Origin of the sequence: Elioraea sp. (assembly GCF_022842375.1) — a bacterium.
GTDB lineage: Bacteria > Pseudomonadota > Alphaproteobacteria > Acetobacterales > Acetobacteraceae > Elioraea_A.
In genome coordinates this window covers 40,245-59,536 of the sequence record NZ_JALHPR010000019.1, presented here as the reverse complement: position 1 = coordinate 59,536, position 19,292 = coordinate 40,245, and the positions used below count along the sequence as shown (strand labels likewise).

General features: G+C 70.0%; 18 protein-coding genes. 10 read left to right on the top strand and 8 right to left on the bottom strand.

The genetic code is table 11. The annotated features are described in order from the left end of the window. The first annotated feature begins 292 nt into the window (after positions 1-292). From Q0C38_RS15730 to Q0C38_RS15720, 3 genes are all read left to right on the top strand, one after another. Positions 293-1,159 (top strand): arginase family protein, encoded by an 867-nt coding sequence (locus tag Q0C38_RS15730; RefSeq protein ID WP_291298061.1) that lies wholly within the window; start codon positions 293-295, stop codon positions 1,157-1,159. A 71-nt stretch (positions 1,160-1,230) separates the two neighbouring features. Further along, positions 1,231-2,754, top strand: coding sequence for a hypothetical protein (locus Q0C38_RS15725; protein WP_291298060.1), 1,524 nt, complete (start codon positions 1,231-1,233; stop codon positions 2,752-2,754). Then, the gene (locus Q0C38_RS15720) at positions 2,751-3,632 is read left to right on the top strand and encodes a hypothetical protein (protein ID WP_291298059.1); all 882 of its coding nucleotides are present in this window, start codon (positions 2,751-2,753) and stop codon (positions 3,630-3,632) included. Before Q0C38_RS15725 ends, Q0C38_RS15720 begins: the two co-directional genes overlap by 4 nt. A gap of 4 nt (positions 3,633-3,636) precedes the next feature. On the opposite strand, the gene Q0C38_RS15715 is transcribed toward Q0C38_RS15720, so the two are convergent. Further along, positions 3,637-5,088 carry an amidase gene (locus tag Q0C38_RS15715; RefSeq protein ID WP_291298058.1) on the bottom strand — a complete coding sequence of 484 codons (1,452 nt, stop codon included), beginning with the start codon at positions 5,086-5,088 and terminating at the stop codon, positions 3,637-3,639. An 86-nt stretch (positions 5,089-5,174) separates the two neighbouring features. Further along, the gene (locus tag Q0C38_RS15710; RefSeq protein ID WP_291298057.1) at positions 5,175-6,176 is read right to left on the bottom strand and encodes a TerC family protein; all 1,002 of its coding nucleotides are present in this window, start codon (positions 6,174-6,176) and stop codon (positions 5,175-5,177) included. A gap of 318 nt (positions 6,177-6,494) precedes the next feature. Between Q0C38_RS15710 and Q0C38_RS15705 the strand changes: the two genes are divergently transcribed. The 7 genes from Q0C38_RS15705 to Q0C38_RS15675 all read left to right on the top strand — a co-directional run bounded on the left by Q0C38_RS15705 (position 6,495) and on the right by Q0C38_RS15675 (position 12,992). Further along, positions 6,495-7,127 carry a F0F1 ATP synthase subunit delta gene (locus tag Q0C38_RS15705; protein ID WP_291298056.1) on the top strand — a complete coding sequence of 211 codons (633 nt, stop codon included), beginning with the start codon at positions 6,495-6,497 and terminating at the stop codon, positions 7,125-7,127. A gap of 1 nt (position 7,128) precedes the next feature. After that, the gene (gene atpA, locus Q0C38_RS15700; RefSeq protein ID WP_291298055.1) at positions 7,129-8,676 is read left to right on the top strand and encodes a F0F1 ATP synthase subunit alpha; all 1,548 of its coding nucleotides are present in this window, start codon (positions 7,129-7,131) and stop codon (positions 8,674-8,676) included. Between the two features lie 29 nt (positions 8,677-8,705). Then, a complete protein-coding gene (locus Q0C38_RS15695; RefSeq protein ID WP_291298054.1) occupies positions 8,706-9,593 on the top strand; it encodes a F0F1 ATP synthase subunit gamma in 888 nt (295 codons plus the stop codon). A gap of 112 nt (positions 9,594-9,705) precedes the next feature. Next, positions 9,706-11,130 carry a F0F1 ATP synthase subunit beta gene (gene atpD / locus Q0C38_RS15690; protein ID WP_291298053.1) on the top strand — a complete coding sequence of 475 codons (1,425 nt, stop codon included), beginning with the start codon at positions 9,706-9,708 and terminating at the stop codon, positions 11,128-11,130. Positions 11,131-11,152: 22 nt separating this feature from the next. Further along, the gene (gene atpC / locus Q0C38_RS15685) at positions 11,153-11,563 is read left to right on the top strand and encodes an ATP synthase F1 subunit epsilon (protein ID WP_291298052.1); all 411 of its coding nucleotides are present in this window, start codon (positions 11,153-11,155) and stop codon (positions 11,561-11,563) included. A 280-nt stretch (positions 11,564-11,843) separates the two neighbouring features. Next, positions 11,844-12,710 (top strand): ferritin-like domain-containing protein, encoded by an 867-nt coding sequence (locus Q0C38_RS15680; protein WP_291298051.1) that lies wholly within the window; start codon positions 11,844-11,846, stop codon positions 12,708-12,710. Positions 12,711-12,839: 129 nt separating this feature from the next. Then, positions 12,840-12,992, top strand: coding sequence for a hypothetical protein (locus Q0C38_RS15675; RefSeq protein WP_291298050.1), 153 nt, complete (start codon positions 12,840-12,842; stop codon positions 12,990-12,992). Positions 12,993-13,041: 49 nt separating this feature from the next. On the opposite strand, the gene Q0C38_RS15670 is transcribed toward Q0C38_RS15675, so the two are convergent. The 6 genes from Q0C38_RS15670 to Q0C38_RS15645 form a co-directional block, all read right to left on the bottom strand. After that, positions 13,042-13,470: a carboxymuconolactone decarboxylase family protein gene (locus Q0C38_RS15670; protein WP_291298049.1), complete on the bottom strand. Its 429-nt coding sequence runs from the start codon at positions 13,468-13,470 to the stop codon at positions 13,042-13,044. 66 nt (positions 13,471-13,536) lie between these two features. Continuing rightward, entirely contained in the window at positions 13,537-14,022 is a 486-nt protein-coding gene (locus Q0C38_RS15665) for an RNA pyrophosphohydrolase (RefSeq protein WP_291298048.1), read from the bottom strand. Between the two features lie 13 nt (positions 14,023-14,035). Next, positions 14,036-15,121, bottom strand: coding sequence for a divergent polysaccharide deacetylase family protein (locus tag Q0C38_RS15660; RefSeq protein WP_291298047.1), 1,086 nt, complete (start codon positions 15,119-15,121; stop codon positions 14,036-14,038). 41 nt (positions 15,122-15,162) lie between these two features. Further along, positions 15,163-16,578 (bottom strand): S41 family peptidase, encoded by a 1,416-nt coding sequence (locus tag Q0C38_RS15655; protein WP_291298046.1) that lies wholly within the window; start codon positions 16,576-16,578, stop codon positions 15,163-15,165. A gap of 149 nt (positions 16,579-16,727) precedes the next feature. Next, positions 16,728-18,296 carry a 2,3-bisphosphoglycerate-independent phosphoglycerate mutase gene (gene gpmI / locus Q0C38_RS15650; protein WP_291298045.1) on the bottom strand — a complete coding sequence of 523 codons (1,569 nt, stop codon included), beginning with the start codon at positions 18,294-18,296 and terminating at the stop codon, positions 16,728-16,730. Between the two features lie 73 nt (positions 18,297-18,369). Beyond that, entirely contained in the window at positions 18,370-19,251 is an 882-nt protein-coding gene (locus Q0C38_RS15645; RefSeq protein WP_291298044.1) for an ion transporter, read from the bottom strand. Positions 19,252-19,292: the final 41 nt, after the last annotated feature.

The window sequence follows — 19,292 nt, the reverse complement described above, 5'->3', positions numbered from 1 at the left end:
GTAGAATTGTCAGACGGCCACTTAGACGAGGCGGTTGAGGGGGCGGGCGATCCCGCACGGGTATCTGCGGTCCCCGCGCGGCCAGGGGCCAGCGCGCGGCACCGCTTCAGCGTCGCGCGGTTGCTGTCGTCTCGACCACCGGTGATGACCAGGTGACGTGCGCTTGCCGCGTGACTTACGCCGCGACCGCTGCTTCCTTCTCCCTCTCCCGCCTGGGCGGGAGAGGGAAGAAACTGGGCATTGGCGAGCGCCCTTCTTGTGCGATCGCCCTGGATGATGAGCGGAGGCCGCCATGCTGATCCAACCGATCCTCGTTCCCTTCGCCGGCGATGTCGGGCGCTGGGGGCCTGCGAAGGGGCCGGCAGCGATGCTCGGCGCCGGCCTCGGCCTCGCTCTCGCCGAGGCAGGACATACGCTGGCCGATGCGGTGACGGTCGATCTCCCGCGCGGGAAGCGCACGCGCGACACGGTGACGAATATCGGCTGGCTCGCCGCGCGCACCTCCGATGCGGTGGCCGATGCCATCGCGCAGGGGCGCTTCCCGCTGGTGCTCGAAGGCAACTGCACCGGCGCGGTCGGGCCAGCCGGCGGCGTGGCGCGGGCGAAGGGCGATGTTGGGATCGTCTGGTACGATGCGCATGGCGACATGCACACACTGGCCACCACCGGCACCGGCCTGCTCGGCGGCATGCCCTTCGCCGTGTGCCTCGGCTGGGAGTTCGATGACTGGCGCGAGCGTGCCGGCCTGCGCATCCCCGTGCGGCCGGAAGCCGCCGCGCTGATCGGCGCCTCCGATCTCGATGCGGAGGAGGAAGCCGCACTCGCCGCGCACCCGATTGCGCGGCTCGACGCGGCGGCGATGGGCGAGGATGCGGGCGAGCGCACCGCCGCGTTGCTCGGCCCCAGGGCCGGCGCGGCGCCCGCCTGGTACATGCATATCGACCTCGACGTCGCCGGGCCCGAGGCGGTGCCAGGGGCGCTGACCCCCGCCCCGCTGTGGCCCGCGCGGGCGGACCTCATCGCCTCGATCGCGGCGGCGGCGAGCGCCGTGCCGCTCGCCTGCCTCGGGCTTGCCGCCTACGACCCGGGCGGCGACCCCTCGGGCCGCGGCGCCCGGCTGGCGGTCGACATGGCTGTGGCGGCACTCGGCGATCGCTGAGCCCTTTTCGGGGGCGATTGCCCTCCCGCAACCTCCCGTGCGAGCCTTCGGCAAAATGGAGGGCTCGCCCCATGGTCAAGCGTCTCGTCGCCGTGCTGGTCGCCGTGCTGCTCGCCCTTCCCGCCCTGGCTCAGCAACCACAGCAGCAGCGGCCGCCGCAGGCGCCGCAGCCCGGGCCTCAATTCACCATCAAGAACGACGGCGAGGTGACGCTGCAGGAGCTCTACGTCGCACGCGCCGGGCAAGGTGCGCGCGGCTGGGGGCCCGACAGGCTCGGCAGCGAGGTGGTTGCGGCGGCCGGAACGTTCCGGGTGCGGCTTCCCGCCGGCTTCGGCTGTTCGGTCGACATCCGCATCGTCTTCGAGGATGGCGAGGAGGAGGTGCGTGAGCGGCAGGACGTGTGCCGAACGCGCGAGGTGTCCTTCGCGCGCGCCATCCCGGTGCAGGTGCAGGAGCGCGAGATCGCGATCGAGAACCGCTCGCCACGCAGCATCCAGCAGCTCTTCATCTCCGGCACGCAGGAGACGGAGTGGGGCGAGGACCGCCTCGGCAGCGCTGTCATCCCGCGAGGCGCCACCTTCACCGCCCGCTTCCCCGATTCCGGCTGCAGCTATGACGTCCGCGTGGTGTTCGACAATGGCGGGGCGGAGGAGCGGCGGGCCATCGACCTCTGCGCCATCACCGCACTCGCCATCACCCCCGGCTGGACGACGGCTGAGGCGCTCGGCGGGAGTGGCGGGGGGGCAGCGGCGGCGGCCGGGCAGGTGAGCATCGTCAACCGTTCCGGCCGCACGGTGTTCGAGGTCTACGTCTTCGCCGATGGTTCGCCCAACCGCGGGGCTGACCGTCTCGGCGCCGACACGATGGATGACGGCCGCGCCATCACCCTTCCGTCCGCCACGCCGCCTGCCTGCGCGAGCACGCTTGCCATCACCTATGACGACGGCACGCGCGAGCAGCGGTCCGGCATCGATTTCTGCACGACGACCGAGATCGTGATCGCGCCTGGCTGGACGGGGGCCGATCCACCGGCTTCGGGCGGCGCCGCTGCACCACCGGGTGCCTCCTCGCCGGGGACCATCGGCATCGTCAACCGCTCCGGCCGCACGGTGATGGAGCTCTATTCCTTCGCCGATGGTGCCGCGAGCGAGGGGCCCGACAGGCTAGGTGCCGACATCATGCCGCCGGGCGGCACGATCCGCGTTCCCGCCGGACGGGCGCCTGCCTGCGCCACCACGCTGCGCGTGGTCTACGACAACGGTGAGCGGGAGGAGAGGGCGGGCCTCGATTTCTGCCGCCTGACCGAGCTCGCGATCGAGGCGGGCTGGACCTCGGCGCCGGTGGCGGGGGCCGCGCGCATCGTCAATGCCGGCACAGCGCCGATCGTGGCACTGCACGCCGACCCGCCCGGCGCGCCGCGGGGTCCGGACAGGCTGGGCGATGCGATCATCGGCGTCGGCCAGGGGTTCAGCCTCTCGCCACCGCAGGACGGCGTGTGTGCCTATGATGTGACGGCCGTATTCCGCGACCGCCGCACCGCCCGCATTGCCGGGGCAGACCTCTGCGCCGGCGCAGACATCAGGATCGCGCCATGATGCGTCTCGCTGCCGCCCTTGCCCTCTCCCTCGCCATTCCCGCCGTCGTCGAGGCCCAGCCCGCTCAGCCTGGGACGATCCCGCAGGCCGCGCAGGGTCTGTGGGCGAACGGCCAGTGCACCGACCCCGGCGCGCTGCTGTTCCTCACGGGCCGCTACTGGGCGCTGCTGCCGCAGCAGGGGCCGCAGGAGCTGTGGCGCGTCGCGCGCACGGCCGAGGGCGGCGGCTTCACTCTCGCGGTCGCCGATGACGCCGACCAGACGCGGCTGATCATGCGGGCCCAGGGCACCCAGCTCGAAACCCGAACCCCAGGGCCGAAACAGCCCGATGACGTGATCCCCGGCGATGCGCCGGCGACGCAATGGGCACGGTGCCCCGCCATCGCGGGCGGGCTCGCCGCGCTGCATGGCGAGGGGCTGTCGTTCCTCGGTGCGCTGGATGGGTTCGAGGCGGCCTGCAGCGGCGATGCGGCAGGGTGCATGACGGCCGTGTTCGCCTGGGCCGACGTGACGCGCGACGGGGTTCTCACCCCGGCAGAGCTTGCCCGCCTGGTGCGCGGGGCGACGCACATGGCGATGCTGGCGACCGGCGCTGAACTCGACCAGCTCGCGACCGCTCTCGGTGCAGGCGCGCTGGGTGGCATCGTGGCGGCGCAGCTGCTGATCCACAGCTACGATTACGATGGCTCGGGCAGCCTCTCTCAGGCGGAGATGCTGCAGGACCGCTCACCCATGCCGGGCATCGCGGGTCCCGCCGCGCCGCCGGCCGCGGCCGTGGCGGGCCCCCCGCTCGGCGGTGCCGCTCTCGCGGGCCAGGTCGGCGCGCTGCGCACCCTGCTCGACCAGCTCGGCCCGATGCTGGGGCTGCCGCAAAGGTAGGACGTTACGCGTCGAACCCGGGCGGCGGAACGAAGGGCGCCCAGGCCTTCTCGATCATCCCGGCGACCGCGATCGTCGTTCGGTCGTCATGCTGCGCGCCGATGATCTGCACGCCGACCGGAAGCCCATCGATCGTGCCGAGGGGGGCCGCCGTCGCGGGCAGGTAGAACAGGCCCGGATAGCCGGCCCAGAAGAGCTGGTCGGTCACCGGTTGCGCATGGCCGTTGACCATGATCGTCCGGTCCTGCCGCTCGCCCACCTGGTCATGCGGGAAGGCGGGGCCCGAGGCGCAGGGGGTGAGAACCACGTCCCACTCCTGGAAGAACGCTGCCCAGGCATGGCGCATCACGTGGCGGGCCTCGTTCAGCCTGAGCCAGTCGCGGTGGGTGAGGGTGTTGCCGCGGGCCATCAGCGCGACGTAGGACGCATCGTCGGCCCCACGCTTGCCAGCTTCCGCCTGCCAGCGCGCGACGGCGGCGTCGGGGAGGCGCCCCGAGGTGGCGGCCCTGAGCATCAGGATGTAGGTGCGCGCCATCGCCGCCGTATCGAACGCGGGGCGCGCGGTGAGCGAGACCTTCGCCCCTTCCTTCCTGAGCGCGCGGGCGAGATCGGCGATCAAGGCCGCGTAGCGCGTGTCGACCTCGGCGTTCGCATCCTCCGCCACCACGGCGACGCGCAGGCCCTTCAGCCCCTTCGTCCGCGGCTTAGGCAGGGCGAGGCGCCAGCCGGCGCCGTCGATCTCGTCGGGCCCGGCCATCACGTCGAGCGCCAGCGCCAGGTCACCGGCCGAGCGGGCGAGGGGGCCGATCGCCGAGATGTCGCCCTGCGCGACCGTGCCAAGGGTGTGGCCCCTGGGCGAACAGATGCCCCAGGTGGGCTTGTGGCCGAACACGCCGCAGTAATGCGCCGGGTTGCGGATCGAGGCACCGATGTCCGAGCCGATCTCGAGCCCCGTCATCCCAGCCGCCAGCGCCGCGGCCGACCCGCCGGAGGAGCCGCCGGGCGTGCGCGTCACGTCCCAGGGGTTGTTGGTGGTGCCGTAGATGGCGTTGTAGCTCTGCCAGTCTGCCAGCATCAGCGGCACGTTCGACTTGCCGAACACCACCGCGCCGGCCGCCTTGAAGCGCGCGACGGCGAGCGCATCCTCAGCCGCGATGTTGCCCGTGTACGCAGGGTCGCCCCAGGTGGTGGGGTGGCCCTTGAGGTTGAAGCTCTCCTTCACCGTCATCGGCACGCCGGCGAGCGGGGGCAGCGCCTCGCCCTTCGCGCGTGCGCGGTCGATGGCACGCGCCGCCTTCTTCGCCGAGGCGACATCGCGCACCACGATGGCGTTCAGCGCCCCATCGAACCGAGCGACGCGGTCAAGATAGAGGTCGAGCAGTTCCGCCGCCCCGATCTTTCCGGACCGGACGAGGCGCGCGAGCGTGGTGGCGGGCGCGAAGGCGATGTCGGACATAGCGGTGCTCCGGGCGGCGTGGAAACGGCAGCGGCGCGGCAGGATCATCGCCCCGCCGCGCCGTGGCAAGCCAGTCGCCGAAGGCGTCAGGCCTTCGCGGGGTCGGTCGTGGCCGGCTTTGGGCCGCGGGTGCGCATCAGCGAGTAGATGACGCCGCCGACGAGCAGCCCGAAGGTGACGGTGAGCGAGATCCAGGGCGGCACCTTGCCGATGATGCCGACGGCGAAGATCTTGAACCCGATGAACACGAGCACGAGTGCGAGCGCGTATTTGAGGTACTTGAAGCGGTGGATCGCGGCGGCGAGCGCGAAGTAGAGGGCGCGCAGGCCGAGGATGGCGAAGATGTTGCTCGTGTAGACGATGAACGGGTCCTGCGTGATCGCGAAGATCGCCGGCACGCTGTCCACCGCGAAGATCACGTCGGCGATCTCGATCAGCACGAGTGCGAGGAACAGCGGCGTCAGGAAGGTGGTGGGCCTGCCCGTCACGGGGTCAGGCTGCTTCACGAAGAACTTCTCGCCGTGCAGCTCGTTCGTCACGTTGAAGCGGCGCTTCATGAAGCGCAGCACGGGGTTGTCCTCGATCTTCGGCATGCTGTCGGCGATCACCAGCATCTTGATGCCGGTGATGACGAGGAAGGCGCCGAACACGTAGAGGATCCAGCTGAACTGCGTGACCAGCGCGGTACCGAGGCCGATCATGATCGCGCGCAGCACGATGACGCCGAGGATGCCCCAGAACAGCACCCTGTGCTGGTGGACGCGCGGGATCGCGAAATACGTGAAGATGAGGGCGATGACGAAGACATTGTCCATCGCCAGCGACTTCTCGACGAGGAACCCCGTCAGGTACTCCATGCCCGACCGGGCACCCATGTACCACCAGACCCAGCCGCCGAAGGCCAGCCCGATGCCGATATAGCCGGCCGACAGGATCAGGCTTTCGCGCACCTCGATCTCGCGGCTCTCGCGGTGCAGCACGCCGAGATCGAGCACCAGCAGCGTGATGACGATGCCGATGAAGGCGAGCCACATCCACCCGGGCTGGCCGAGGAAAAGGCCGAACAGCAGCGTGTCGAGGAATTCCATGAGTCGGGTCCCTGTGTTCGTGGTGCCGGAGCAGGCATCGCGGACTGGACACGACATCGCGGCACGGTTTGATCGTGCCGCCAGAGGGACCCGCTTCCAGTGCCGGGCGAGATGGGGGTGTGCGCCCGACGCTTCAAGCCCACTCTTTTCGTGCCGCAGGCGCACGGGGTGCGCCCGCCCTGTTGCACCGCCACATCCCGTGTGTTACCTCCCGCGCGCTCTCGGCGGGGGTGCCTGCCGGGGCTGATTTCCTGCGGTCCTGCCTGCCCTTCCGGGTATCGGGGCCGTCAACGCGAACCGGGACCGAGGCCACCGTCGTTGCCGCCGACCGACAACCCACGCATCGCCGAGATCGCCGAGGCCATGAAGCTCGCGCGGGATGCGCGCGCCTCGGTCGATACGGTGCCGGCACGCTATTCCGGGGGCCTTCTCGCGCTGGCCGATGACCTGCGCCAGAAGGGCGACGAGGGCGTGTATGACCGTTTCGCGGAAGCGCTGTCTGCGCTCGAGACGCTCTACGCCGAGAATGCCGAGTTCCGCGCCGTGGTCGATGATCCGCGCATCGGCCGCGAGGCACAGATGAAGGCGATGATGGCCGTCGCCGACAGCGCCGCACTCGACGGCACCATCAAGAACTTCCTCGGCGTCATCGTTGCCAACCGCCGCCTCGGCATGTTGCCGCGCATCCTCGCCGCCTTCCGTGCCCAGCTCGCCGCCCGCCGCGGCGAGGAGACGGCCGAGGTGGTCAGCGCCGTGCCGCTGTCCGACCAGCAGGCGCGCGCGATCGAGGCTTCGCTGATCCGGGCCGGGCATGCGCGTGTGCGCATTGCCTCGCGCGTCGATCCATCCATCCTCGGCGGCCTGGTCGTCAAGATCGGGTCCCGTCTCTATGACAGTTCCATCCGTAGCCGCCTGCAGCGGCTTTCACAGGCCATGAAGGGGGCAGCCTGACATGGAGATCCGTCCGGCAGAGATCAGTGCGATCCTCAAGAGCCAGATCGCGACCTTCGACACGGGAGCCGACGTCGCCGATGTCGGCCAGGTGCTGTCGGTCGGTGACGGCATCGCGCGCGTCTACGGCCTCGCCAACGTCATGGCGGGCGAGATGGTGGAGTTCCCGGGTGCGGGGCTCCGCGGCATGGCGCTCAACCTCGAGAGCGACAATGTCGGCATCGTGATCTTCGGCGATGACCGGGGCGTGCGCGAGGGCGACCTCGTGAAGCGCACCGGCGCCATCGTCGACGTTCCCGTCGGCAAGGGCCTGCTCGGCCGTGTCGTCGACCCGCTCGGCAACCCGATCGACGGCAAGGGGCCGCTCGCCAATCCCGATGGCTCGGCGATGGAGCGCCGCCGCGTCGACGTGAAGGCCCCTGGCATCATCCCCCGCAAGGGCGTGCACGAGCCGATGCAGACCGGCATCAAGGCGATCGACGCGCTGATCCCGATCGGCCGCGGCCAGCGCGAGCTCGTCATCGGTGACCGCCAGACCGGCAAGACGGCAGTGATCATCGATACGATCCTGAACCAGAAGGCCATCAACCAGTCGGGCGACGAAAGCAAGAAGCTCTACTGCATCTACGTCGCGATCGGGCAGAAGCGCTCGACGGTGGCACAGCTGGTCAAGACGCTCGAGGAATACGGCGCGATGGAGTATTCCATCGTCGTTGCCGCCACCGCGTCCGAGCCTGCGCCGCTGCAGTACCTTGCCCCCTATTCCGGCTGTGCGTTCGGCGAATATTTCCGCGACAACGGCATGCATGCCGTGATCGCGTACGACGACCTCTCCAAGCAGGCCGTCGCCTACCGGCAGATGTCGCTGCTGCTGCGCCGCCCGCCTGGCCGCGAGGCGTATCCGGGCGACGTGTTCTACCTGCACTCGCGCCTGCTCGAGCGTGCGGCGAAGCTGAACGCCGAGAACGGCTCGGGTTCGCTCACCGCGCTGCCGGTGATCGAGACGCAGGCCGGCGACGTGTCGGCCTACATCCCGACCAACGTGATCTCGATCACCGACGGGCAGATCTTCCTCGAGACCGAGCTGTTCTACAAAGGCATCCGCCCTGCGGTGAACGTCGGCATCTCGGTGAGCCGCGTCGGGTCCGCCGCACAGATCAAGGCGATGAAGCAGGTTGCGGGCCGCATCAAGCTCGAGCTCGCCCAGTATCGCGAGATGGCGGCCTTCGCGCAGTTCGCCTCCGACCTCGATGCCTCGACGCAGCGCCTCCTCTCGCGCGGTTCGCGGCTGACGGAACTGCTGAAGCAGCCCCAGTTCAGCCCGGTCCCGGTCGAGGAGCAGGTGGTGTCGATCTTTGCCGGCACGCGTGGCTACCTCGACAGCGTGAAGGTGAACGACATCGGCCGTTTCGAGCGACAGATGCTGGCGGGCCTGCGTGCCTCCGACACGGGCATCCTGGACGCGATCCGCAGCGACCGCGAGATCAAGTCGGGCACCGAGGAGAAGCTGAAGGCCTTCCTCGACGCCTTCTCGCGCAACTTCGCCTGAGCGGCGCGGCACACCGGGGACCCTGACCGATGCCGAGCCTGAAGACGCTTCGCACCCGCATCAACAGCGTGAAGTCGACGCGGAAGATCACGCAGGCCATGAAGATGGTCGCTGCGTCCAAGCTGAAGCGCGCGCAGAGCCAGGCAGAGGCCGCCCGGCCCTACGCCGAGCGGATGGAGCGCATGTTGGGCGCTCTCGCGACCTCGGTCGCGGGAAGCCCGGATGCGCCCCGCATGCTCGTCGGCACCGGCCGGCAGGACGTTCACCTGCTGGTGGTCGTGTCAGCCGACCGCGGGCTTTGCGGCGGCTTCAACAGCACCATCTCCCGTTTCGCCCGTTCGCGCGTGCGCGCGCTCGAGGAGCAGGGCAAGACGGTGAAGCTGCTCACGGTCGGGCGGAAGGGTCGTGACTATCTGCGCCGCGAATACGCGCGCAACATCGTCGGCGAGGTGAATTTCGTCGGCAAGAAGCGCATCGGCTTCGAGGACGCGGCACCGATCGCGGAGAAGATCACCGCGATGCTGGCGGCAGAGGAATTCGACGTCTGCACGCTGGTGTACAATCGCTTCAAGTCGGTGATCAGCCAGATCCCGTCGGAGCAGCCGCTGATCCCGGCGAGCATCCCGGCCACCGGCGAGGTGGCAGCGGATGTGGGGCCGAAGGCCCTCTACGAATACGAGCCGGCCGAGGAGGCGATCCTCGCCAGCCTGCTGCCGCAGAACCTGGCGATCCAGATCTATCGCGCGGTGCTCGAGAGTGCTGCGGGCGAGCAGGGCGCGCGGATGACGGCGATGGACAATGCGACGCGCAACGCCGGCGACATGATCGCGCGGCTGACGCAGAGCTACAACCGCCAGCGCCAGGCGAACATCACCAAGGAACTGATCGAGATCATCTCGGGCGCCGAGGCGGTCTGACACCGGTACCCGGCCTCGCTCGGCGAGGCCGGAACGAACCCAGCCTCGCTCGGCGAGGCGGGAACTAACCCAGCCCCGCTTGGCGAGGCAGGAACGAGTGGAGAGCGGAACGATGGCGAGCAACAACGTCGGCAAGATCACCCAGGTGCTGGGTGCGGTGGTGGACGTGCAGTTCCCCGGCGAACTGCCCAACATGCTGAACGCCATGAGCACCCAGGTGGGTGACCGGACGCTGGTGCTCGAATGCGCGCAGCATCTCGGCGAGAACACCGTGCGCGCCATCGCGATGGACAGCACCGACGGCGTGGTGCGTGGCGCCGAGGTGGTCGACAGCGGCGCGCCGATCAGCATGCCCGTCGGCCCCGAGACGCTCGGCCGCATCCTGAACGTGATCGGCGAGCCGATCGACGAGCGTGGCCCGGTCGGCGCCACACGCTTCCTGCCGATCCACCGCGAGGCGCCGAAGTTCGTCGACCAGGCGACCGAGGCGCAGATCCTCGTCACCGGCATCAAGGTGATCGACCTGCTCGCCCCCTACCTGAAGGGCGGCAAGATCGGCCTGTTCGGCGGCGCCGGCGTCGGCAAGACGGTGACCATCCAGGAACTGATCAACAACGTTGCCAAGAAGCACGGCGGCTACTCGGTGTTCGCCGGCGTGGGCGAGCGCACCCGCGAGGGCAACGACCTCTATCACGAGATGGTCGACAGCGGGATCATCAAGATCGACGAGCCCGGCTCGAAGGTGGCGCTGGTGTACGGCCAGATGAACGAGCCGCCGGGCGCGCGTGCCCGCGTGGCGCTGTCGGGGCTGACCATCGCCGAATACTTCCGCGACGAGGAGGGCCAGGACGTCCTCTTCTTCGTCGACAACATCTTCCGCTTCACCCAGGCAGGCTCCGAGGTGTCGGCGCTGCTCGGCCGCATCCCGTCCGCGGTGGGCTACCAGCCGACGCTCGCGACCGACATGGGCGCGCTGCAGGAGCGCATCACCTCGACCAAGAAGGGCTCGATCACCTCGGTGCAGGCGATCTACGTGCCCGCCGACGACCTGACCGACCCGGCCCCCGCCACGAGCTTCGCCCATCTTGACGCGACGACCGTGCTCTCGCGCGCACTGACCGAGATCGGCATCTACCCCGCCGTCGACCCGCTCGATTCCACGTCGCGCGCGCTCGACCCGCGGATCGTCGGCGAGGATCACTACAACACCGCCCGCGAGGTGCAGCGCATCCTGCAGAGCTACAAGTCGCTCCAGGACATCATCGCCATCCTCGGGATGGACGAGCTCTCGGAGGAGGACAAGCTGATCGTCGCGCGCGCGCGCAAGATCCAGCGCTTCCTCAGCCAGCCCTTCTTCGTCGCCGAGGTGTTCACCGGCCAGCCTGGCGCCTTCGTCGAGATCCAGGACACCATCCGCTCGTTCAAGGCGATCTGCGCCGGCGAGTACGACCACCTGCCCGAGAGCGCCTTCTACATGGTGGGCACGATCGAGGAGGCGGTGGCCAAGGCCGAGAAGATGGCCGCCGAGGCGGCCTGAAGAACGGGGCGGAGAGAGCGCCATGGCCCAATTCACCCTCGAACTTGTCTCGCCCGAACAGCTGCTGCTGTCGGAGCAGGTCGACATGGCCGAGATCCCGGCGGCGGAAGGGGACATGGGCGTGCTTGCCGGCCACGCGCCGATGATCGTGGCACTTCGCGGCGGCGTGATCCGCGTGCACGAGGGCGGGCGCGTGACCAAGCGCCTCTACGTCGCCGGTGGCTTCGCCGAGATCACACCGGAGCGGACGACGGTGCTCGCCGACATGGCCGTGCCGGTCGAGCAGATCTACGCCGACAGTGCGCGGTCGCGCGTGGCCGAGGCGGAGGCGGCCTACCTCGAGGCAGCGAAGGGCGCCGATGTCGAGGCGCGCGAGGCGGCGATGGCGAAACTTCTCGCCGCCCGCGAAATGCTCGCCGCGGCTGCGGCCTGACCGTTCGCGTTGTGTCGCGGATCGGTTGACCCGGCAGCGATCATTCCGGCCAAGCGATTGATTCCGCGATGTTCCGCCTACGCGCAAGGGCTTGCCCTTGGCAGCCGGAAGCACCATTCCTAGTGTGGTCAATCGAGCGGCCGGCGTGGCGCCGGCCGGCCCCGGCACGGGCTGAACCCGTGCGGGGCGTGATCGGGGAAGTGCACCGCGCCATGCCACGGGCTCCTGCCTGCTGTCCCGCCCATCCCCCGCCGGACACAAGCGCCAGGGGCGTTCGGCGATGAAGCACTGGCACATCGACCAGATCGCCTGGGACCGGTTCGACCCGGACAAGGTCGATCCCGCCATCGTGCCCCTCGTCAAGGCCGCCGCGATGGTCGAGCGCAACGGCAACGACTACGCCGACTATCTCTGCAACGTCTTCCGCGACGACCCTGACTTCCAGATGGCGGCACGGAACTGGGCGGTCGAGGAGGTGCAGCACGGCGAGGCGCTCGGCCGGTGGGCAGCACTCGCCGACCCGGGCTGGGACTATCCGGCCGCCTTCGCGCGATTCCGCAAGGATTTCCGCATCGAGACCTCGGTCGACGCCTCCGTCCGCGGCTCGCGCACCGGCGAGTTGATCGCCCGCTGCATGGTCGAGACGGGCACGTCCTCCTACTATACGGCACTTGGCGAAGGCAGCGAGGAGCCGGTGCTCGTCGAGGTATGCCGCCTGATCGCGGCGGACGAATACCGGCACTTCAAGCTTTTCTATGACCACATGCGACGCTATCTCGGCCGCGAGAAGCTCTCGGTCATGGAGCGGGTCCGCATCGGCCTCGGCCGCATTGGCGAGACGGAGGATGACGAGCTCGCACTCGCCTTCCACTGCGCCAACCGGGCCGAGGGGGCCCCGTATGACCGGCGCGCCGCCATCGCCGCCTATATGGCCAAGGCGATGAGCTACTACCGCCAGCACCATCTCGACCGCGGGGTGGGCATGATCTTCAAGGCCGTCGGCCTGCCGCCGCGCGGACGGATGTCGGGCCTTGCCGCCCGCGCCGCCTATCGCTTCATGCTGTTCAAGCAGAAGCGCAACGAGGCCTTTGCCGCCCGCACCTGGCAGGGAGACCGCGGCGGAACCGTGACCGCCCGGGCCGCCTGAACGGATGCGCAGTTCCTGGCGCAGGCTCCCGTCAACGCGCCGATCATCTCTTGTGGCGTGCGTTAACGTCCATTTAACTCCCGCTATGGTTTTGTCCTGGGGCACACAGCACGGCGGGAGGAACAGTGGATGGATACGTTCGACCAGCGGCGCACCTTCAGCCTCGTCCTCGGCATCGCAGCCCTCGGTTTCGCCTTCGCGGTCGCGCATGTGGATGAGCAGCGCCGTGCCGGCGAGCCTGTGCCCGCCGCGACGAGTGCAGCGTCCCAGGCCCGGGGCTAATCCGGCTCGGGGCTGATCCGGCTCGTGGGCTGATCAGGCTCGGAGTTGATCAGGCGCCCGGGGTCGTTCCCCCAGCCCCGGCGATCTCCACCGCCCGCCGCATCACCGCGGCACCCGCGCGGTTCCATGTCGTGATGCCGCCAACCATCAGCACCTGCGTCAGCCCCTCGGCGAGCTCTGGCACTGTCAGACCGAGGCGCATCGCGTTCTCCATGTGTGCGATCGCGCCGCCTTCGTTCAGCACCAGAACGTCAAGCAGCACGAAGACGAGCTCCTTGGTGCGGAGGTCGAGCGCGCCGCCCTCGTCGCGGTCCTTCATCACCGCGGCGCGCATCAGGCCGTAGCCGGCGAAGGTGGCGGGCGCCTGCTCTGCCATCAGAAGGAAGTTCGGCGGAACGCGACGGCTGGTCGCGAGGAAGTTCTCCTGTCCCGCCGTCACGGCCGCTTCCACCAACGCCCTTGCCGCATCACCGTCCATGCCACCCTCCGCCCTGCGAAGGGGAAAGTGGATCACGCCGGACCGCGCCTGTCTTCCCCGCTGCCCTCAGGCGGCCGCGAGGTGAGCGAAATCGGCGGCGAGGCGCAGGTAGATCGCGCGCTTGAAGTCGACCGCGAGGGCGGGAAGCTCAGCCAGCCTCGCCCAGCGCCAAGCATCGAACTCCGGATGCGGGTCGGCGTCGAGGCGGATGTCGGCATCGGTGCCGTGGAACCTGAGCGCGAACCATTTCTGCATCTGCCCGCGATACCTCCCCCCGAGGGCGCGGCCGACCAGGTGCGCGGGCAGGTCGTAGGTCAGCCACTCTGGGTGTTCGGCGATCACCGCTGCGCGGTCGGTGCCGATCTCCTCGGCGAGCTCGCGCAGCACGGCGGTGCCTGGGTCCTCGTCGTCGTCGATGCCGCCCTGGGGAAGCTGCCAGCCGCCGGGCGCGCCCTCGGCATTCGGCAGGTCGGCGCGGCGGCAGACCAGCACGAGGCCTGCCGCGTTGAACAGCACGGCGCCGACATTGCGGCGATAGGGCAGCAGGCTCACGGCCGCGCGATCCTCAGCGTTGCACCTGGCGCCCACCTGGGGCGGCGAGTGCGGTGACGGGGGCGAGCGCGAAGCCGCGCGCCTCGACGCCCGCGGCCCAGGCCCCGAGCCTGTCGAGCGCAAGCGGGCTCGCGCCCGAGAGGCCGAGGGCAGCGCCACGCTCGCGGGCGATCCGCTCGAGATCAGCGAGCCTCGCCTCGATTTCGGCCCGCATCGGCCGTTCGTCGAGCTGGATGTCGACGCCGCGGGCGGGCAGGCCCGCCGGCGCCGCCTCGCCCGGCCGGGCCTCGACAAACAGCAGCCCGCGCGTGCGCAGCACCTCGAGCATCGGGCGCATCGCCTCTGGGCTGGCCGAGAACCGCTCGCCGCGCAGCGTCGGGCCGAGCACGTTGGTGGCGCCGACATAGCCGGGGAAGCGCGAGAGCACCCAGGTCAGCCGCTGGTTGTTCTCGCCCCAGGGCAGGCTGGTCAGCAGCGCCTGGGGGCCGGGGTCGTTCAACGGGAAGCCGACAGGCTCCATCGGGATGCCGACGAGGACCTCGTGCCCGTCGGCCCGCGCCATGGCGGCGAACTCCGCGAGCCTGATGCCGTACGGCGAGAAGGCGAGCGAGATCGCGCCGGGCAGGCGCTGGATGGCCGTTTCGGTGGCTGATTCGCTGATGCCGAGGCCCGCGACGAGCACGGCGATGCGCGGCCTGCGGTCAGCCCCGTCGAAGGGGCGCGCGTAGGTCTGCCAGGCAGCCCGGCCATCCTCCGCCACGCGCGGCAGCGCTCCCTCGCGCAGCCGTTCGAGCAGCGCCGGGTCGGGGTTCGCCACGGGGGTTTCGCGCACCGGCTCCGGCGCCGGGGCTGGGGCGCGGAGCGTGTCGGGCGAGATCACGGGGGGGAGGGCCGGCAGCTGCGGCGGCGGTGGTGCGGTGGCGGCGGCGAGTTCTGCCGGGGTCGGCTGTGGCGGTTCGGGCTCGGCCGCCACCTGCTCAACTGGTGGCCCAAGCATGTGCAGCCACACCCCGCCGGCGCCGCCGCCGAGGAGCAGCACCAGCCAGAACAGCGCGAGCGCCTTCAGGCCCGTCGAGAAGCGCGGCGGTGGACGATACATCCTGGCGTCAGCCCTGCCGTCCCCGGCGCCTTTCGGGTGGGTCAGTTGGAGGCGCGGCGCATCGCGGCGAGGCCACGCACGAGGTCGAGACCCTTGCGCATCTGGAAGTCGCGCGCCGGGTCGCCAAACACCAGGGCGGGCGTCGTCTGCTCGCCCGTCGGCGCCTCGGGGGCCTGCGCGGCACTGTCGAGGAAGCCCGGCGGAAGCTGCACGGCGGGCAGCGCCGGCGGTGCCGCACGCTGTGCGGTGCCGTTGCCCCCGTCATTGCGGAGTGCCCGGTTCAGCTGCGCCTCGCGGTCACGCGCCTCTGTCCGCGCGTCGCCCTTCTGCGCCTCGACGATCACGTCAGGCTCGATGCCGGTGGCCTGGATCGAGCGGCCCGAGGGCGTGTAGTAGCGCGCTGTCGTCAGCCGGATCGCACCGTTGCCCGGCAGCGGCATCACCGTCTGGACCGAGCCCTTGCCGAAGCTCCGCGTGCCGATGACGATACCGCGGCGATGGTCCTGGATCGCGCCGGCGACGATCTCCGACGCCGAGGCGGAGCCGCCGTTGATCAGCACCACCACGGGCAGGCCCTGCGCGATGTCGCCAGCCTTGGCGTTGTAGCGCTGGGCATCCTCCGTCCGCCGCGCGCGGGTGGAGACGATCTCGCCCTGGTCGAGGAAATCGTCCGACACCGCCACGGCCTGGTCGAGCAGCCCGCCCGGGTTGTTGCGGAGGTCGAGCAGGATGCCCTTGAGGTTGCCGCCCGCCTGCTGGCGCAGCTGCGCCATGGCGCGGCGGAGGCCGGCATCGGTCTGCTCGTTGAAGCTGGTGATGCGGATATAGGCGACGTCGCCCTCGAGCCTGGCGCGGACCGACTGGATGCGGATCACGTCACGGGTGATGGCGAGTTCGATGGGGCGGGGAGAGCCCTCGCGGCGGATGCCGAGCTTGATCTCGGTGCGCGGCGGCCCGCGCATCCTCTCGACCGCCTCGTTCAGCGTCAGCCCCTGGGTGGACTGGCCGTCGATATGGGTGATGAGGTCGCCGGCACGCACGCCGGCACGCGCGGCCGGCGTCTCGTCGATCGGGGAGATGACCTTGATGTAGCCGCTCTCCTGTGTGACCTCGATGCCGAGGCCCCCGAACTCGCCGCGCGTCTGTACCTGCATGTCGCGGAAGTTGCGCGGGTTCATGTAGCCGGAATGCGGGTCGAGGCTGGTGAGCATGCCGTTGATGGCGGCCTCGATCACGTCACGGTCGGTCACCGGCTCGACGTATTCCGCGCGGATGCGCTCGAACACGTCGCCGAACAGCGACAGCAGGCGATATGTCTCCGCGCGGCTGCCTTCCTGCGCGAAGGCGGCGAGGCCGAGATGGCCCTGGAGATATCGGCCGACAGGCCCGTTCACCGTGATGCCGACGGCGAAGGCGACACCTGCACCGAGAAGCGCCGACCGAAGCGAGACCTTCATGCGCCGTTCCATTGCCATGCGGCCCATATGAGGGCGACGACCGCCCCGCCAGACCGGGATTACCACATCCGGGATTGCGCGGTGGGGCGCGGCGACTGCGCCATGCCCATGCCGCAACGCTCGATGTTAGGCGTTCGGAAGGTGCCGGATCAAGGCGCGCTCTCGGCTGCATCGGACACGACAGCGCCAGGAACCTCACCGATCAGCAAGGTTCGGCCGGTCATCGCAGGAGGCTGGCGGATTCCGAGCAGGCCAAGCAGCGTCGGCGCCACGTCGGCGAGCCTGCCGCTGCGCAACCCTGCGCCCGCCGGCCCGCCCGCGAGCATGACAGGAACCGGGTTGAGGGTATGCGCGGTGTGCGGCCCGCCCGTTGCCGGATCGCGCATCAGCTCGGCGTTGCCATGATCGGCGGTGACCAGCAGTGCCCCGCCAGCTTCCCCGACCGCCGCGGCGATCGCGCCCAGCCCTGCATCGACCGCCTCGACCGCCTTCGTCGCCGCCGCGAGGCTGCCGGTGTGGCCCACCATGTCGGCGTTGGCGAAGTTGAGCACGATCAGGTCGAACGCGCCCGAGCGGATCGCCGCGACCGCCTTCGCCGTCACCTCGGGCGCGCTCATCTCGGGCTGGAGGTCGTAGGTCGCGACCTTGGGCGAGGGCACCATGATGCGCTGTTCGCCGCCATAGGGCGCCTCCTCCCCGCCGTTCAGGAAGTAGGTGACGTGGGGATATTTCTCGGTCTCGGCCATGCGGAGCTGGGTGAGGCCCGCGCGCGCGACCACGGCACCCAGCAGGTCCTCCATCGACTGGGGCGGGAACAGCGTGGCGATCAGCGGGGCCAGGGCCTCGCTGTACGAGGTCATGCCCAGCGCCGCGGCGAGGCTGGGCACGCGCGGGCGGACGAAGCCGGTGAAGGCCGGGTCGAGCAGGGCGGCGAGGATCTCGCGCACACGGTCGGCCCGGAAGTTGAACGAGAGGATGCCGTCGCCGTTGCGCATGCCGGCGTAGTCGCCGATCGGGGCGGGGGGAACGAACTCGTCGGTGACGTCCTGCGCATGCGCGGCCGTGACGGCGGCGGCGGCACTCGTCACCCGCCCGCCTTCGCCGAGCACCATGGCGCGCCAGGCCTTCTCCACACGCTCCCACCGGTTGTCACGGTCCATCGCGAAGTAGCGGCCGCCGATGGTGGCGAGATGCGCCCCGGCGGGCAGCGCGCGCGCGAACGCGGCAAGACAGGCCGGCGCCGAGCGTGGGGCGGTGTCGCGCCCATCCGTCCACGCATGCACGGCGACGGGGATGCCCGAGGCGGTGAGCACGCGGGCAAGGGCGATCGCATGCTCCTGGTGGCTGTGCACCCCGCCGGCCGAGAGCAGGCCCATGAGGTGGCAGGTGCCCCCCGACTGTTTCATCGCCGCGATGAAGCTCATCAGCGGGGCCATGGTGGCGAGGCTGCCATCGGCGATCGCGGCATCGATGCGGGGCAGGTCCTGCATCACGACGCGGCCGGCGCCGAGGTTGAGGTGGCCCACCTCCGAGTTGCCCATCTGCCCTTCCGGCAGGCCGACATCGGCGCCGGAGGTGCGGAGGAAGGCATGCGGCGAGGCGGCCCAGAGCGCATCGAAATGAGGGGTGCGAGCCTGGGCAACGGCGTTGTCGGCGCTGTCCTCGCGCCAGCCCCAGCCATCGAGCACGATCAGCATCACCGGTCTGGGGCGTGTCATCGCATCTCTCCTCGCACCGTGCTGTAGCGCGGGCCGCCTCGTTCAGGAACCCCCGCGGCGACTATCCCTGCGGTCAGGGCTTCGCCAGCACCGCCTTCAGCCCCGCCACCTCCTCGCGCAGCGCGCGGAGCTCGCGCAGCACGGCCTGCGCGTCGTTGTGGCTTTCGGCGCGCGCGGCGGAGGCGTCCGCCGCGGCCGATGCACCTGCCGCGTCCTCCTCCGCCTTGTCGTACGCTTTCCTGAGCGTCTGGATGCTCTCGACGATGATGCCGATGAACAGGTTCAGCACCACGAAGGTGGTGAGCAGGATGAACGGTACGAAGAACGCCCACGCATGGGGCGAGACCTCCATCACCGGGCGGACGATGCCCATCGACCAGCTTTCCAGCGTCATGATCTGGAACAGCGAGTACATGCTCTCGCCGATCGTGCCGAAGAACTCGGGGTGCGAGGGGCCGAACAGCTTCGTCGCGATCACTGCGCAGACGTAATAGACGATCACGAGCAGCAGCCCGACGGCGCCGATGCCGGGGATGGCATGCAGCATCGCCTCCACCACGATGCGCAGCCGCGGCACCATCGAGATGAGGCGGAGGACGCGGAGCACGCGCAGTGCCCGCAGCACCGAGAGTGGCCCCGTCGCTGGCGCCCAGGCGATGGCGACGACCACGAGGTCGAACACCCCCCACGGGTCGCGGAAGAAGCGGCCGCGGAAGGCGAAGATGCGGATCGCGATCTCGACGGTGAAGACATAGAGGAACGCGCGGTCGAGCGTGGTGAGAAGGCCGCCCCAGCGCGCCATGATCGACGCCGACGTCTCGAGCCCGAGCGTCACGGCGTTGGCGAGGATGAGCGCGATGATGATGCGCTGCGTGAGCGGGGCGAGGATGAACCGCGCGGCGCGTGCGCGGATGTCCTGCCCGTGTGTGTCACTCGCCGTCAGGATTTCCTGCATCACCGTCCACCTGTTGCTGCGGCGCAGCAGATAGGGGCGCG

Excerpts from the sequence above, each read along its gene's own strand:
- Q0C38_RS15730 (WP_291298061.1), top strand. The coding sequence starts at position 293 with ATGCTGATCCAACCGATCCTCGTTCCCTTCGCCGGCGATGTCGGGCGC.
- Q0C38_RS15725 (WP_291298060.1), top strand. The coding sequence starts at position 1,231 with ATGGTCAAGCGTCTCGTCGCCGTGCTGGTCGCCGTGCTGCTCGCCCTT.
- Q0C38_RS15720 (WP_291298059.1), top strand. The coding sequence starts at position 2,751 with ATGATGCGTCTCGCTGCCGCCCTTGCCCTCTCCCTCGCCATTCCCGCC.
- Q0C38_RS15715 (WP_291298058.1), bottom strand. The coding sequence starts at position 5,088 with ATGTCCGACATCGCCTTCGCGCCCGCCACCACGCTCGCGCGCCTCGTC.
- Q0C38_RS15710 (WP_291298057.1), bottom strand. The coding sequence starts at position 6,176 with ATGGAATTCCTCGACACGCTGCTGTTCGGCCTTTTCCTCGGCCAGCCC.
- atpA (WP_291298055.1), top strand. The coding sequence starts at position 7,129 with ATGGAGATCCGTCCGGCAGAGATCAGTGCGATCCTCAAGAGCCAGATC.
- Q0C38_RS15695 (WP_291298054.1), top strand. The coding sequence starts at position 8,706 with ATGCCGAGCCTGAAGACGCTTCGCACCCGCATCAACAGCGTGAAGTCG.
- atpD (WP_291298053.1), top strand. The coding sequence starts at position 9,706 with ATGGCGAGCAACAACGTCGGCAAGATCACCCAGGTGCTGGGTGCGGTG.
- atpC (WP_291298052.1), top strand. The coding sequence starts at position 11,153 with ATGGCCCAATTCACCCTCGAACTTGTCTCGCCCGAACAGCTGCTGCTG.
- Q0C38_RS15680 (WP_291298051.1), top strand. The coding sequence starts at position 11,844 with ATGAAGCACTGGCACATCGACCAGATCGCCTGGGACCGGTTCGACCCG.
- Q0C38_RS15675 (WP_291298050.1), top strand. The coding sequence starts at position 12,840 with ATGGATACGTTCGACCAGCGGCGCACCTTCAGCCTCGTCCTCGGCATC.
- Q0C38_RS15670 (WP_291298049.1), bottom strand. The coding sequence starts at position 13,470 with ATGGACGGTGATGCGGCAAGGGCGTTGGTGGAAGCGGCCGTGACGGCG.
- Q0C38_RS15660 (WP_291298047.1), bottom strand. The coding sequence starts at position 15,121 with ATGTATCGTCCACCGCCGCGCTTCTCGACGGGCCTGAAGGCGCTCGCG.
- Q0C38_RS15655 (WP_291298046.1), bottom strand. The coding sequence starts at position 16,578 with ATGAAGGTCTCGCTTCGGTCGGCGCTTCTCGGTGCAGGTGTCGCCTTC.
- gpmI (WP_291298045.1), bottom strand. The coding sequence starts at position 18,296 with ATGACACGCCCCAGACCGGTGATGCTGATCGTGCTCGATGGCTGGGGC.
- Q0C38_RS15645 (WP_291298044.1), bottom strand. The coding sequence starts at position 19,251 with ATGCAGGAAATCCTGACGGCGAGTGACACACACGGGCAGGACATCCGC.